General features: G+C 64.9%; 13 protein-coding genes. 6 read left to right on the top strand and 7 right to left on the bottom strand.

Annotated elements, in window-relative coordinates:
* The first annotated feature begins 85 nt into the window (after positions 1-85).
* Genes ACFSQT_RS10630 through ACFSQT_RS10620 form a run of 3 tightly spaced genes read left to right on the top strand, consistent with a single transcriptional unit; the run spans position 86 to position 3,250 of the window.
* Positions 86-1,129, top strand: a complete 1,044-nt coding sequence (locus tag ACFSQT_RS10630; RefSeq protein WP_379018291.1) for a class II aldolase/adducin family protein — start codon at positions 86-88, stop codon at positions 1,127-1,129.
* Positions 1,113-2,402 carry an FGGY-family carbohydrate kinase gene (locus tag ACFSQT_RS10625; RefSeq protein ID WP_379018289.1) on the top strand — a complete coding sequence of 430 codons (1,290 nt, stop codon included), beginning with the start codon at positions 1,113-1,115 and terminating at the stop codon, positions 2,400-2,402. The genes ACFSQT_RS10630 and ACFSQT_RS10625 overlap by 17 nt, the downstream gene beginning before the upstream one ends.
* Entirely contained in the window at positions 2,399-3,250 is an 852-nt protein-coding gene (locus ACFSQT_RS10620; protein WP_379018287.1) for a TIGR01459 family HAD-type hydrolase, read from the top strand. Before ACFSQT_RS10625 ends, ACFSQT_RS10620 begins: the two co-directional genes overlap by 4 nt.
* Here ACFSQT_RS10620 and ACFSQT_RS10615 read toward each other — a convergent pair.
* Complete coding sequence (locus ACFSQT_RS10615; RefSeq protein WP_379018285.1) at positions 3,237-4,253, bottom strand: sugar-binding transcriptional regulator; 1,017 nt, start codon at positions 4,251-4,253, stop codon at positions 3,237-3,239. The genes ACFSQT_RS10620 and ACFSQT_RS10615 overlap by 14 nt on opposite strands.
* Positions 4,254-4,412: 159 nt before the next feature.
* Between ACFSQT_RS10615 and ACFSQT_RS10610 the strand changes: the two genes are divergently transcribed.
* Positions 4,413-5,204, top strand: a complete 792-nt coding sequence (locus ACFSQT_RS10610; RefSeq protein WP_379018283.1) for a hypothetical protein — start codon at positions 4,413-4,415, stop codon at positions 5,202-5,204.
* Positions 5,205-5,219: 15 nt separating this feature from the next.
* Here ACFSQT_RS10610 and ptsP read toward each other — a convergent pair whose 3' ends face one another.
* The 5 genes from ptsP to ACFSQT_RS10585 are packed head-to-tail and all read right to left on the bottom strand — an operon-like array spanning position 5,220 to position 9,942.
* On the bottom strand, positions 5,220-7,199 hold the full coding sequence (ptsP, locus tag ACFSQT_RS10605; RefSeq protein ID WP_379018281.1) for a phosphoenolpyruvate--protein phosphotransferase: 1,980 nt from the start codon (positions 7,197-7,199) through the stop codon (positions 5,220-5,222).
* A 56-nt stretch (positions 7,200-7,255) separates the two neighbouring features.
* Positions 7,256-7,636, bottom strand: coding sequence for a PTS glucitol/sorbitol transporter subunit IIA (locus ACFSQT_RS10600; RefSeq protein ID WP_379018279.1), 381 nt, complete (start codon positions 7,634-7,636; stop codon positions 7,256-7,258).
* Positions 7,637-7,665: 29 nt separating this feature from the next.
* Positions 7,666-8,670 carry a PTS glucitol/sorbitol transporter subunit IIB gene (gene srlE / locus ACFSQT_RS10595; protein ID WP_379018277.1) on the bottom strand — a complete coding sequence of 335 codons (1,005 nt, stop codon included), beginning with the start codon at positions 8,668-8,670 and terminating at the stop codon, positions 7,666-7,668.
* 15 nt (positions 8,671-8,685) lie between these two features.
* Positions 8,686-9,447 carry a PTS glucitol/sorbitol transporter subunit IIC gene (gene srlA / locus ACFSQT_RS10590; protein ID WP_379018275.1) on the bottom strand — a complete coding sequence of 254 codons (762 nt, stop codon included), beginning with the start codon at positions 9,445-9,447 and terminating at the stop codon, positions 8,686-8,688.
* A 57-nt stretch (positions 9,448-9,504) separates the two neighbouring features.
* Positions 9,505-9,942 (bottom strand): transcriptional regulator GutM, encoded by a 438-nt coding sequence (locus ACFSQT_RS10585; RefSeq protein ID WP_379018273.1) that lies wholly within the window; start codon positions 9,940-9,942, stop codon positions 9,505-9,507.
* Between the two features lie 193 nt (positions 9,943-10,135).
* Here ACFSQT_RS10585 and ACFSQT_RS10580 point away from each other — a divergent pair, with 193 nt between their 5' ends.
* Complete coding sequence (locus tag ACFSQT_RS10580; RefSeq protein ID WP_379018271.1) at positions 10,136-10,777, top strand: hypothetical protein; 642 nt, start codon at positions 10,136-10,138, stop codon at positions 10,775-10,777.
* 112 nt (positions 10,778-10,889) lie between these two features.
* Positions 10,890-11,579 carry an HAD family hydrolase gene (locus ACFSQT_RS10575; RefSeq protein WP_379018269.1) on the top strand — a complete coding sequence of 230 codons (690 nt, stop codon included), beginning with the start codon at positions 10,890-10,892 and terminating at the stop codon, positions 11,577-11,579.
* On the opposite strand, the gene ACFSQT_RS10570 is transcribed toward ACFSQT_RS10575, so the two are convergent.
* Positions 11,569-12,735, bottom strand: a complete 1,167-nt coding sequence (locus ACFSQT_RS10570) for a DUF930 domain-containing protein (RefSeq protein ID WP_379018267.1) — start codon at positions 12,733-12,735, stop codon at positions 11,569-11,571. The two genes, ACFSQT_RS10575 and ACFSQT_RS10570, sit on opposite strands and share 11 nt — an antisense overlap.
* Positions 12,736-12,759: the final 24 nt, after the last annotated feature.

Below are 12,759 nucleotides of genomic sequence, written 5' to 3'. Positions count from 1 at the left end.
CTCGTATCTGCGATATCAGCGCCAACATCGATCACGGCGACCGGATTTCGTGCGAGAAACGGCCGGGCCGTTGGAGGAATGCACCATGGCGACCCAAGCTGATGCACAGGAGCTGGCTGCCCTGCGGGCGCTTTCGGCCAGCATCGGGCAGAACCCGCATCTGACCCAGGCGGCGGGCGGCAACACCTCGCTGAAAGCCGGCGACACGCTATGGATCAAGGCCTCCGGCACCTGGCTGAAGGATGCGCTCTCCGATGACATCATGGTGCCGGTGGCGATGGCGCCGCTGCTCACGGCCGTCGAACAGCGCGACCGCGCCGCCGACCAGCCGCAGGGTTTCACCATTGCGGCAATCAACCCACGCGGCTTGCGCCCATCGATCGAGACCACGGTGCACGCCTTGATGCCGCAGCGCGTGGTTGTGCATGTCCACTGCGTCGACACCATCTCGCTTGCCGTGCAGGCCGATGGCGAGGCGGAGGTCGCCACGCGGCTCGAAGGGATCGAATGGGCCTATGTGCCCTATTTCAGGCCGGGCCTGCCACTCGCGCGCGGCATTGCCGAGAAACTTCGGCCTGGTGTCGACGTGCTGGTCCTTGGCAATCACGGGCTGGTCATCGCCGCCGAAACCGTTGCGGAGGCGGAGCTTCTGCTGCGCCGCGTCAGATCGCTGCTGGCCCGGCCGGCGCGCGCGGCTGCCGCGCCCGACATTGCAGCCTTGACCGTGCTTGCCGGCGACAGCTTCTACCGACTGCCGGCGGATGCCGAGGCGCATGCGGTTGCGCTCGATCCGCAAAGCCGTCGCATGGCGGAGGCCGGCAGCCTCTATCCGGACCACGTCATCTTCCTCGGCCAGGGCTCCGCCGTGGCGAGGCCAGGCGAGGACGCAACTGATATCATTGCGCGGCTGGGCGCGGCGCCGGCGGCGATCTTGTTTCCCGGGCTTGGCGTGCTGATGCGCGGCGACGCCAGCGCAGGCGCCGACGCCATGCAACGCTGCCTCGCCGACGTGACGGCGCGGATCGACACGGCGGCGCGGCTGCACTATCTCACCGCCGCGGAGAATGATGAACTGGTCAACTGGGACGCCGAGCAGTATCGCCAGAAGCTCAATGCAGCCAGCCGCTGACAAGCCACTTGCCATAGGCATCGACATCGGCACGTCCGGTGCGCGCGCCGTCGCCATGCGCCCGGATTTCTCCATGGCCGCGCATTCTGCCGTCCCAATCGACAGGTTTGGACAGAACGCCCGTGATCCAGCAGGGTGGTGGTCGGCGGTCGGCGCGGCGCTGACGGAACTGCTTTCGCGCATCGAACGCGCAACGGTCCGGTCGATCGCCGTTGACGGCACTTCGGGCACAATGCTGCCGGTCGACGGCGCTGGCCGGCCGCTGGCCGAGCCGCTGATGTACAACGACACGGTCGCCGACGACACCATTCTGGCCGCGATCGCTCACAGGGCGCCGGCGACGAGCGCGGCACTTGGGGTGACGTCCGGCCTCGCCAAGGCGCTGCGGTTCCAACACCTGCCCGGCGTTGCCAGGCTGCTGCATCAGGCCGATTGGATTTCGGCAAAATTCTCCGGCCGCTTCGACCTCAGCGACGAGAACAATGCCCTGAAGACAGGCTACGACATCGAGGCCCGCCGCTGGCCGGACTGGATCGCGGCGACCGGACTGCGCATGGAATTGCTGCCGCGCGTCGTCGAACCAGGCGATGTCACCGGCACGCTCACCGCGGCCGCCGCGGACCTGTTCGGCCTGCCGCGCGATGTGATCGTGGTCGCCGGCACAACGGACGGCTGCGCCTCGTTTCTGGCGACCGGCGCTGAGGCCATCGGCGACGGCGTCACCGCGCTGGGGTCGTCGCTGACCGTCAAGATCTTGTCCGACCGGCCGATCTCGGAGCCACGTTTCGGCATCTACAGCCATCGGCTCGGCAACGCCTGGCTGGCTGGAGGGGCATCGAATTCCGGCGGCAAGGTGCTGGCCCGGCATTTCCCGCTCGCACGCATCATCGAACTCAGTGCAGCAATCGACCCGACGACGGAAACCGGTCTCGACTACTATCCGCTCAGCACGGCCGGCGAACGTTTCCCAATCGCCGATCCGGCGCTACGGCCTCGGCTTGCACCACGGCCGGCGGATGACGCCGACTATCTGAAAGCGATGTTCGAAGGCATCGCCGCCATCGAAGCGCTCGGCTATCACAGGCTTGCCGAACTTGGCGCGCCGGCGCTGACATCGGTCAGGAGCGTTGGTGGCGGCGCGGCAAACCCGGCCTGGACGGAGATCCGGCAGCGCAGGCTCGGGGTCCGTTTCTTGCCCGCACTGTCCGATGAGGCTGCCGCCGGCACGGCGCGGCTGGCTTTGATGGGCGCAGGCAAAGCGGGGCTGTTATGAGCACGGAAAGGGTCGAACGCCTCGACGGCATCGGGCCGCTGGCGGAGCGCTATGAGATCTTCCTGCTCGACCAGTTCGGCGTACTGCATGACGGCTCGGCCCCCTATCCAGGTGCGGTGGATGCCTTGTCGGCGCTGAAGTGCGCCGGCAAGACCGTGGTGCTGATTTCCAATTCCGGCAAGCGCGCCAGGCCTAACGAGGACCGCCTGCTGAAGCTCGGCTTCGCAGCCGGAAGCTGGGACCACTTCGTCTCCTCCGGCGAGGTGGCGTGGCGATCCTTCCGGGAGATGGCGGCGACCGCGGCCTTGCGGCCCGGCACGAACTGCTTGCTGATCAGCCGCGACAACGACCGCTCGGCGATAGAGGGTCTGCCTTTTGTGCTGACCGGGGCCGGCGACGAGGCCGAACTGGTGCTGATCTCGGCCAGCGAGGGTGACCGCTACGACCTCGACCACTACCGCAGGCTGCTTGCCCCGGCAGCGGCGCGGCAGGTGCCATGCTTCTGCACCAATCCAGACACCATCATGCTGACGGCCATCGGCCCCCGCTTCGGCGCCGGCCGGCTGGCGGACCTTTATGAGAGCCTGGGCGGCAGCGTCACCCGCATCGGCAAGCCCTATCCGGCGATTTTCGACGCAGCCCTCGCACTGGCCGGCAAGCCGGACCGGAGCACCGTGGTCTGCGTCGGCGACAGTGTCGAACACGACATATCAGGCGGCAATAGTGCTGGCGTCGCCACGGCGTTAGTGCTGAGTGGAATACTGGCGGACACACCCGATCTCACCGCTGTTTTTGACGAACACAGAGCCTGGCCGGACTACATCACGAATTCCTTCAGTTTTCGCTGACCGCCTCGAGCATGCGCCGCGCGCTTTCCTCGTCGGTGATCAGGATCGTCGGCGCGATCAGGTTCATGGCGCCGAGCAGCGCCTCGGTCTTCTCCGCACCGCCGGAGGTGAGGATGCGGATCGGTGCCTTGCGCAGACGGTCGACATCCACCGACATCACGTGGCTGTTGACGGGATGGTCGACCAGATCGCCATTACGGTCGAAGAAATGGAACAGAAGGTCGCCAACGGCGCCACGTGCAAGCAGGGCCTCCCGATCCGCTTCCTTGAGAAAGCCGCCGCGAGAGAAGGTGGTGGCCGAGGCGATGCCGCCGACGCTCAGCAGGACGGCATCGAGCACGTTGGCCATTTCAAAAACCTCCTGCAGGCCGCAGCGCTCGACCAGCGCGATCTTGGTCTCGACGCTGTCGACGACGGCCGGCGTCGGGATCAGATAGCCGTCGCCCTGGAAGATTTGGGCGAAGCGCCAGGCGAACTCGGCCGGGTTGTAGCGTCGCACGACGCCGACGCCGCCGAGCAGCGAAATGACCTTGAAGTCGGTGAGCGACTTGGCGCTGATGAAGGGCAGGCTTGAGAACAGCGTCCTGCCCCAGCCGACGCCGACACGCATGCCGGATTTCATCGTATCAGACAGGAAGCTGCCGGTCTTGGCACTGATTGCCGGTATCGGATCTGCGTCGGGCGTGGAAAGCGGCGCCACCAGCGCCTGTTGCAGCCCGAAGGTCTTTTCCAGCGCGCGCTCCAGCCGCACGATTTCCGACAATTCGCTTTCGATGCTGATCTTCACCTCGTTGCGAGAGCGGGCATCGGCCAGCATGCGCACGATGGTGACGCGGCCGACGCCAAGCACGTCGGCGATCTCGTTCTGCGTCATCTGCTCGACGAAATACATCCAGGCGGCGCGAATCCTGAGGCGATCCGTCCGGCTTTCGCCAGCGGCCTGCTCGTGCGTCTCGTTTCCACCTCGACCGTCGTCGGTTGCGCTCTGTCGTCGCCTGCCCAAATCCATTCCTCCCCCGACGGCGATGGACGAGCGCGCCGTCGCCGATTCTGCATGCTGGTCTAGTATCGCCTATTGATCTACCAATCGATAGGAACAATGTAGAGGTGGCGGCTAGGCCCCTGCTGGCGGCCGTCCGCAGCAATTTCGAGGCGATTGGCGATGCTCCGACAAATCTCCGAAGATGTCCGCGTCAACCTGAAGGACCGGTTGCGGGAAGTCCGCGATATCATCCGCCAGAGCCGCCATGACGGCGGCGACACCAGTGTCGTGCGCGAAGCAACCAGCCATCTGCCGCCGTTTCCGGGCAAGGGCATCGAAGACCTGCTCAGCCATGCCGCAAGTGCCGTCGACGAAGCGCTGTCGATCGCCGAATCCTTTATCCCGCACGAGCGCCCGATAAAGGTGGACGGCACGACCGTGAAAGGCCTCGGCACCTATTTCCCGGCCGGAAGCGAGGATCGCCAGCTGAGCGCGGAGCGCCTGTTCCGGCGCGACATGTATTATCTGACCAAGGCGGTGCTTGCCGGGCTGAAGATCGACAATGCCCGCATCCACGAAGCCGATTTTGCCGCCGTCCATGCCACGATGCGCAAGCGGCATGGCGATCTGCTGGCCGCCCTGGTCGCGCCGGGTACCGGACTGCAAGCAATCGCGGCCACCTGCGCGGCGCTGCTGGTCGAGTTGCTCAGCCAGCGTCCGGTGCGCTTTGGCGAAGCCGCGCCGGAAACGGCCGGGGAGCGCGCGCTCGACATAAGCTGCCTGGCGCCGGTGGTTCTGGCCTGCGGCCTGGCGACAACCGGCCGTGACGGCGCGCCGGAGCCCGACATGCTGGAGATCGCGATCCTGGCTGCCGACATCCGCCACGACCGCATCGCGCAGGCCTGCGCCAAGGCAAGCCCGGTCGATGAATTGACACCAGTCTTCGCCACCTTGCTTGCGCATTTGCCGTAACTGTTCGGAATTCGGCTAGGCGGCGCCTTCCCCCGCCATGGACATGATCGTCTTCTTGGCGCGCTGGATCGAGGCCGGGCTCATCGAGAGCTCGGTCAGCCCCATCTCCACGAACGTCGCAATGAGATCGGGCCGGCCGGCCGCTTCGCCGCACATGCCGACCATGATGCCGGCGGCGACGCCAGCTTTGGCCGTCATTTCGATCGCCGACATGACGGCCGGATTGGTGACATCGTTGAGCTTCGCCACCGTCGGGTTGAGCCGGTCGGCGGCCATGATGTACTGGGTCAGGTCGTTGGTGCCGATCGAGAAGAACGCCACCTCCTGGGCCAGCGCCGGTGCGATCAGGACGGCGGCCGGGGTCTCGATCATCACGCCGAGGTCGAACATCGCATGCGGCACGCCTTCGGCTTTCAGCTCGGCCGCGCATTCCTCGACCAGAACCCGCGTCTGCCTGACCTCGCCGATGTCGGAGACCATCGGCAGCATCACCTTGATGTTGCCGTGGACGGCCGCCCGCAGCAGCGCGCGCAGCTGGCGCTTGAAGATGTCGGGCCGGTCGAGACACATGCGGATGCCGCGCCAGCCAAGGAAGGGGTTTTCCTCGTCGGGAAATTCGATGCCGGCGATCGGCTTGTCGCCGCCGATGTCGAGCGTGCGCACGATGACCGGATAGGGCGCGAAGGCCTTGGCCAGTGCGGCGTAGGTTTCGGCCTGCATGTCCTCCGAGGGGAGATGCATATGGCGCATGAACAGGAGCTCGGTGCGGAACAGGCCGACGCCCATCGCACCGGCCTCCTGCGCCGCCTCGATTTCCTCCAGCGAGCCGATATTGGCTGCGACTTCGATAACTTTGCCATTGGCGAGCTTAGGCGTCACCGTCTTGAAGACGGTCAGCCCGGCGCGCTCCTTTGCCGCCGCTTCGACACGGCCGGCGAAGTCGGCGCGGGTCGCCGCATCGGGATCGACGATCACGCGGCCGCTGTTGCCATCGAGCGCCACCTCGCGCGCATTGCGCAAGGCATTGACCTGGTCGCCGAGACCGAGGACCGCCGGAATGCCATGCGAGCGGGCGATGATGGCGATGTGCGAGGTGGCGCCGCCATGGCCGCACACCACACCGCCGATGCGCTTCAGCGGCGCGCGCGCCAGATCCCAGGCGCCGATGTCGTCGGCGATCAGGACGGCGCCCTCGGGGATGGTTTCGAGGCTGACGTCGTCTTGCCCGAGCAGCACCAGACAGATCTGCCGCCCGACCGCATGGACGTCATCCGCCCGCGCATTGAGATAGTGGTCGTCAACCGCGCCGAAATCGGCGGCGATGGTAGAGGCTGCGGTGATGACGGCTGAAATGGCATCGTTGCCGCCCTTGATCAGGCCCTCGGCCTCGCCGGTCAGGCTGTCGTCTGCTGCGATGTCCCTGAGTGCGGCGATGATGCCGCGGTCGCCGGCCGACAGAGCGTCCTGCGCCAATGCCCGGTCCATGCGCGCCTGGACGGCGGCGACGGCCGCGCGGAACCTGTCGACCTCGCCGGCGATCTCCTCGGCCTGCAGCATGCGGCCTTGTCCCGCGATATCAGGCGGGAAATGCGCGAAGGCCGGCCCGATGGCGACACCTTCGCTTGCGGCGACGCCGCGCAAGCCACCTGCCTCACCAGATGCCGTCGGCGCCGAGTCGGACACCGGTGCCATCTCTGGTCCGGTATCGTGTGGCTTGTGATCCTCCTCGTCATCGAGGCCCGCCTTGGGATTTTCGAGATAGCCTATCAGCGCTTCGATGGCCTCGATGGCGTCGGCGCCATTTGCCCGCACGGTGACTTCCTGGTTTTCCTTGACCGCCAGCAGCATCAGCTTGACCGAGCTCTTGGCGCTGACTGCCTTGCCGTCCTTCACCAGCTCGACATCGGATTCGAAGCCCTTGGCGAGCTTGACGAACCGCGTCGCGGGACGGGCGTGCAAACCTTCGTGCACTCTGACGATGGTCGAGCGTTCCATGGCGAATACTCTGGTTCTGGGCGCCACTGCCAACATAGGCCGCGGCACGGATGCTGTCAGGCGGCGATGGTGATGACCGCGCCGGTCTTCAGGGCGGCCACGAGCGCTTCCGCATCGACTTGCGATGCGCAGATCTCGCCCGGCCTCTCGGCCTCGGCGGCACCGTTGAACGAGATGACGACGTGGCCCATTTCCAGCACCTTGCTCCAGGCGCTGGAGCCGACCGCGGTTATGGTCGTTGAAACCGGACCGATGGTGATCGACGCGCCCTTTTGCGGCGCGCCGTCGCTGGGTCCGTGCTCCGTCTTGTGGAGCACGGAAACCTCGGCGAGCTCCGGCGGCGAGCCATCCGCAAACAGGATGACCACGCCCCCTTCGGCAAGGTCCGCCACTTCGGGCCCGATGGCAGTGACCCGTGTTCTCAGAAGAACCGTCATATGGCGAACCTCATTTTCCTGGAATTGCTTCAGAACACGATCAGGCTGACGATCCAGGCGATCAGCACCGACACCGGTCCCATGATCTGGCGGCTGATGAGCACCGCCGGAACACCGATCTCGATCGTCTTCGGCTTGGCCTCACCGAGTGCCAGACCGACGGGGACGAAGTCGCAGCCCACCTGGGTATTGTAGGCAAACAGCGCCGGCAGTGCCATCGCCGGCGAAATCGTGCCGTTGGCGATCTGCGGGCCAATGATGGCGACGCCGATGACCTGCGCGATGACCGCGCCTGGCCCGAGGATGGGCGACAGGAACGGCAGGCCGCAGATCGCAGAGATGATCAGCAGGCCGACGATGTTGTTGGCCAGCGGACCCATCGGCTGCGCCAGCACGTCGCCGATGCCGGTGTACAGGATCAGACCGATGAGCATGGTCACGAAGGCCATGAACGGCAGCACGTTGCGGACAACCTGGTCGATGGTGCGACGGCCGGCATTGAAGAAGATGCCGACGACGCGACCCATGACGCGGCCGATCGAGCTGATCAGGCCGATGACACCGCCTTCGCTTGGCAGCGGTTCCGGCGCCGCGGCCGCATTGTTGTTGTTTGAACTCATCGATGCTGCTCCCCCCGCAGTGGTGACCGCTTCGGACCCGTCCGCCATGGTGACGTTGGCAGGCTTCACGCCCGAAACGTAGATATCCTCGGTGATGAACTGGGCGAGCGGCCCAGCCTGGCCGACCGGCGTCAGATTGACGGTCGGGATGCGCTTGCGCGGATAGACACCGCACCGTGCGGTGCCGCCGCAGTCGACGACGACCACCGCCATCTCGCTTTCGATCGGCGGCGCCTTGAAGCCGTCGACGGCTTCGGCGCCGGTCATATCGGCGATCAGTTTCGCCACCGGGTGAATGCCACCGCCGGTCACTGAAACTACCTTGCTGCGCTGCTCGGTCGGCTCGATGACCAGGGGCCCACCCCAACCGGTGTTGCCCCGGGAAATCTTTACGGCTTTGTATGTCTTGGCCATGATGTCCTCCCGCCCTTACAGATCGACGCCCTGGCGGCGTGCCATGATGGCTGTGATGCGTTCGGTCAGCATGCCCTTGAGCAGGATGACGACGAGGCCGACGATGGCGTACCAGATCGCGACCTTGACGTGGTAGCCGGCGACGACGGCGCCCTTCTTTTCCAGCTCCAGCAGAGCGACGAGAATGCCGCCCCAGACGAAGTATTCGCCGGGATTGATGTGCGGGAACAGGCCGAGCGGCGGGTGAACATAAGAGACGGCCGCGTCATAGAAGGCGGGCTTGTGCTTTTCTTCCAGGAACGATCCGAACGTATAGGCCATCGGATTGGTGAGGAAGAACACCGCCAGCAGCGGCAGCAGCGTATAGCGGGTCAGCGCGATCCTGCCGGCGCCGCGGGCCAGGCCGTGCACGCGCTCTTCGCCGACCAGTTCGGTGACGGCGTAGAAGGCCGTCATCAGCACCACCAGCGTCGGAATGATGCCGGTGACGAAGCCGGCGAAGACCTCGCCGCCCTTCTGGAAGATACCGATGAAGTACTTGCCGATAGCGGTCAGCCAGCCGAGCTGCTCTTCCTGCTGGACTTCTTTCAGCTTCTCCTTGAACTGATCGACGGTGATCGGTCCGCTGTCCGCCTGCGCCAGGACAACGAGATGGTCGGAGGCATGCTCGACAACGAGCTTGCCATGCAATGCAGCATCCGAAACCATGGTACCCGCGACATGCAGATTGTGCACGGCCATGTCGGCATGCTGCGCCAACAACGAAAATACAGACATTTCTCCTCCTTATGCCGCCCGCCCGGTTGATCCCAGTCGGTGCGCGGCGTCCTCTCTCTAAGCCCTTGCTATGTTCAGACCGGACAGACCCGGCTTCTTCCCCGGCTCCGACCGTGTTTTGTCGATCTGTTCGATCGCCCGCTTCACGGCCTCGGCCACACCGGGTTCCCCCTCCCCCATGATTGCAGGGTTGGACCGGACTCGATCGAGGGGAACGCCCTCGAATTCTTCATGTCTTTTGAACTTGGTGAAGACGGAACGGCCGCTCATCACCATCAGGCGGCGCACGACAAGGTCAGGCGTCACCACGACAAGCGCGATGGTGCCCTTGGCCAGTCGACCGCGAAAATTGCCGGCTCCGACGAAGCCATCCTTGTACTGGTCGGTGACGCCCCTGAAGACATCCGAATAGTGCCGCATCTGTAGCCAGACGCCGAGCGACTGCAGCGCCCACACAATAACCAGCAGAAGCAATCCCCACTGCCAAATCGCCATTCGGTTCTCCTCCCGAAGCCTGTGTTGAACCGCACCTTGGACCGGCACGTGGCAACAGCAAAGTGAGAACATTTGTTTCCACGAATGTCAATATGTATGATATTGACCTCGGCCACGGTCATCCACAGGGCGTCAACCGATTTCGGTGGCGGCGCCGTTGTGCTACCCTGACCACGAACAGGATACGAGCAACATGGATCTGCCCTTTAGGGACGAACTGGCCCTAATGCCCGACCTTCGCCACCGGTTGCGGCAGCTGCGCTGGTTCCGCGCCACCTTCCGCGGCAGCGCCAAGGTGGTCTCGGACACATTCGGCGTGCGCTTCGAAATCGATGAGGCGAGGCTGACCCGGGCCTTTCTCGACTGGGTCGAGATCATGGAGGCTCAGAAAGACTTCGCCGCGGTCGACCGCGCCGACTTCATCGTCTTTGCCGCCGGCCTCGTTTTGCGCGAACTGATAAAGCAGGCGCCGGCGAGCGAAATCTCCGGCCTCACCCAGCTCATTGAGACGGAGAAGAATGCCGGCACGCTGGAAATCATCCGCTTCTGGCCTGAAGGGTTCCTCTACACCAACTACTGCGTCTCGGTGATTTCGGCGATCTACGAGCAGGAATTCGGCAGCGCGCCAAGCATCGACAAATGCGCCGACGACCTGCGCACCTGGTGGTCCTATCGCGAGAATGTGACCGAGATGCCGGCCTACGCGGTGGCTTTCCTCGACCGCTTCCTCGGCGCCGAACCGAACTGGATCACGCCGGATCGCGCCCAGTCCCGGCAAGCCATGCAACGGGCGCTCGGATCCTCGCGTGCGACCGACGCCATCCGCCAGCTCTGAGCACCCGGGCCCGCTCGGCGAGCCTTGGCCGGACGCCGGTGTCAATGCGCACTATTGAACATTTGATTTTTTGCCGATAGCGATGTGCGAAATCGACTCGGGGGAGAAGCGCGTGGCGCGATCAAGGCCTATCATTTTCGATTGCGACGGCGTTCTTGTCGACAGCGAGCCCCTGGCTGCCCGGGCCTATGAGCGCGTCTATGACAAGCACGGCATGCCCGGCGTCGACACCGGCATCATCGCCCAGTGCATCGGCATGAAGCAGTCCGACATCATCGCCAAGATCAAGGAATTGACCGGCCACCAGTTTCCGGCGACGGCCGACGGCGACATCTGGGCCGAGACCAAGGCCCTGTTTTCGCAGGAGTTGAAGCCGACACCCGGCATCACCGCGTTTCTGGAGACGCTTGCCGGCGGTCGCTGTGTCGCCTCGTCATCCTCCGTCGAGCGCATAAACCACAGCCTGGCCGTCACTGGACTGGCGCGGTTTTTCAGCGATGCGATCTACAGCTCGTCGATGGTCAAGCGCGGCAAACCGGCACCGGACATCTTCCTGTTCGCCGCGGACAAGATGGGCGCCAATCCGGCGGACTGCATCGTCATCGAGGATTCGCCCTTCGGCATCGAAGGCGCGGTTGCCGCCGGCATGATGGCGATCGGCTACACCGGCGGCGGTCACACCTATGCCGAGCATGGCGCACGGCTGACGGCGGCTGGTGCCGATTTCGTCTGCGCCGACTGGCATGAAATTAGCCGGCAATTGTCCGAGCTCGGTGTGCCGGCCTGGTCTATTAGCGGGTAGGTAGTCCAAGGCGGGCCCATTCGTTGGGCGGGATCGTGGGCCCGACACGGAAGTTGAAGGACAAGACCCTCGTCGCATCGGTGTCGACCTCGCACCGGAAGCTCAGATGGTACCATCCTGTCGTCGCGCGGAAAGCGACATCCGGGGCGTCAAGGACATTGCCCGCCTTTAGCCGAACGCTTGGGATCAGGTCGGGAAAATAGGAGGCGTCCAGCAATTGCTGCTGCAACGCGCTGGCGCAAAGTGTGGCAGCGCGCTGACCGCGAGGCACGTCGGTCATCGAGGTCGTGGCCAGTGCATCGCCGGTGGCGCCCTGCGAGTAGAGCCTGCGAACCCCCGGAAGGCCTGAATAGCTGCGCGATGCGGCAACGGCGGCGTCGGTGGATCCTGGCCTCTCGGTGCCCCCGCTTCGGGACTTCGAGACCTTTGCAGGGCCGGGATTCGGCGCATCTGCGGGTTTGGGCTTCGGTGCTTCGGCGGATGTGGGAAGCTCGATCTCGCCATCGCCGCCGGCGGCGGTCAACGGCGTTTCTGGCGCGGCTGGTTGCTTGTCGGCGTCATGCGCCCCCGCCTCTTGTCTGTCTGCCTGCTGCTTCTCCGCATCCTGTGCGGGCTCGGCGTCCTTCGCTGCGGTTCCCGGCTTCTCGCCGACCTTGGCTGGCCGCTCCACAGCGTCCGCCGGCGCGGCAGGTTGGTTCTCTGGAGGCTTCGGCTCGACGGGCGGCTTAGCATCCTCATCCTTGGCCGGCGACGGCGAGTTGTCTTGAGCGCTGGCCCCATCCAGGGATTTCCTGGGGCCGGTATCCTTGTCGCCGAACTGAAAAACAGGCTTCAGAACCTCGATTGGCGAGGGCTTGCGCGGCTGCTTTTCCGGTGGCGGCGGCTTTTCGACATCCTGCTCTGGCGGTTTTTCAACCTTCGGTTCCGGTGGTTTTTCGGCTTTGGGATTTTTTGGGGGCGGTGCAGGAGCGGGTTTCGGTTTTGGCTGATCGGGCGGAGGCACGAGCGCGACATTTACCGCCTGCTCCTGCTGCGGCTGTTGCGGAGGCTTCGGCAGGCTGTAGACCACGAGCGCTGCGATGAGCGCGTGCAGGATCAGCGATGCGGGCAAGCCCCACAGCAAATTCCGGCGCCGTTCTCGTGTCTCGTCCTTCATCCTGATCGATGTGGAATGAAATGG

The sequence above is a fragment of the Mesorhizobium calcicola genome, from assembly GCF_042682105.1.
GTDB classification, from domain to species: Bacteria; Pseudomonadota; Alphaproteobacteria; order Rhizobiales; family Rhizobiaceae; genus Mesorhizobium; species Mesorhizobium calcicola.
This window is presented reverse-complemented; position numbering and strand designations above follow the sequence as displayed.

Excerpts from the sequence above, each read along its gene's own strand:
- ACFSQT_RS10630 (WP_379018291.1), top strand. The coding sequence starts at position 86 with ATGGCGACCCAAGCTGATGCACAGGAGCTGGCTGCCCTGCGGGCGCTT.
- ACFSQT_RS10610 (WP_379018283.1), top strand. The coding sequence starts at position 4,413 with ATGCTCCGACAAATCTCCGAAGATGTCCGCGTCAACCTGAAGGACCGG.
- ACFSQT_RS10620 (WP_379018287.1), top strand. The coding sequence starts at position 2,399 with ATGAGCACGGAAAGGGTCGAACGCCTCGACGGCATCGGGCCGCTGGCG.
- ACFSQT_RS10600 (WP_379018279.1), bottom strand. The coding sequence starts at position 7,636 with ATGACGGTTCTTCTGAGAACACGGGTCACTGCCATCGGGCCCGAAGTG.
- ACFSQT_RS10580 (WP_379018271.1), top strand. The coding sequence starts at position 10,136 with ATGGATCTGCCCTTTAGGGACGAACTGGCCCTAATGCCCGACCTTCGC.
- ACFSQT_RS10570 (WP_379018267.1), bottom strand. The coding sequence starts at position 12,735 with ATGAAGGACGAGACACGAGAACGGCGCCGGAATTTGCTGTGGGGCTTG.
- srlE (WP_379018277.1), bottom strand. The coding sequence starts at position 8,670 with ATGGCCAAGACATACAAAGCCGTAAAGATTTCCCGGGGCAACACCGGT.
- ACFSQT_RS10585 (WP_379018273.1), bottom strand. The coding sequence starts at position 9,942 with ATGGCGATTTGGCAGTGGGGATTGCTTCTGCTGGTTATTGTGTGGGCG.
- ACFSQT_RS10625 (WP_379018289.1), top strand. The coding sequence starts at position 1,113 with ATGCAGCCAGCCGCTGACAAGCCACTTGCCATAGGCATCGACATCGGC.
- ptsP (WP_379018281.1), bottom strand. The coding sequence starts at position 7,199 with ATGGAACGCTCGACCATCGTCAGAGTGCACGAAGGTTTGCACGCCCGT.
- srlA (WP_379018275.1), bottom strand. The coding sequence starts at position 9,447 with ATGTCTGTATTTTCGTTGTTGGCGCAGCATGCCGACATGGCCGTGCAC.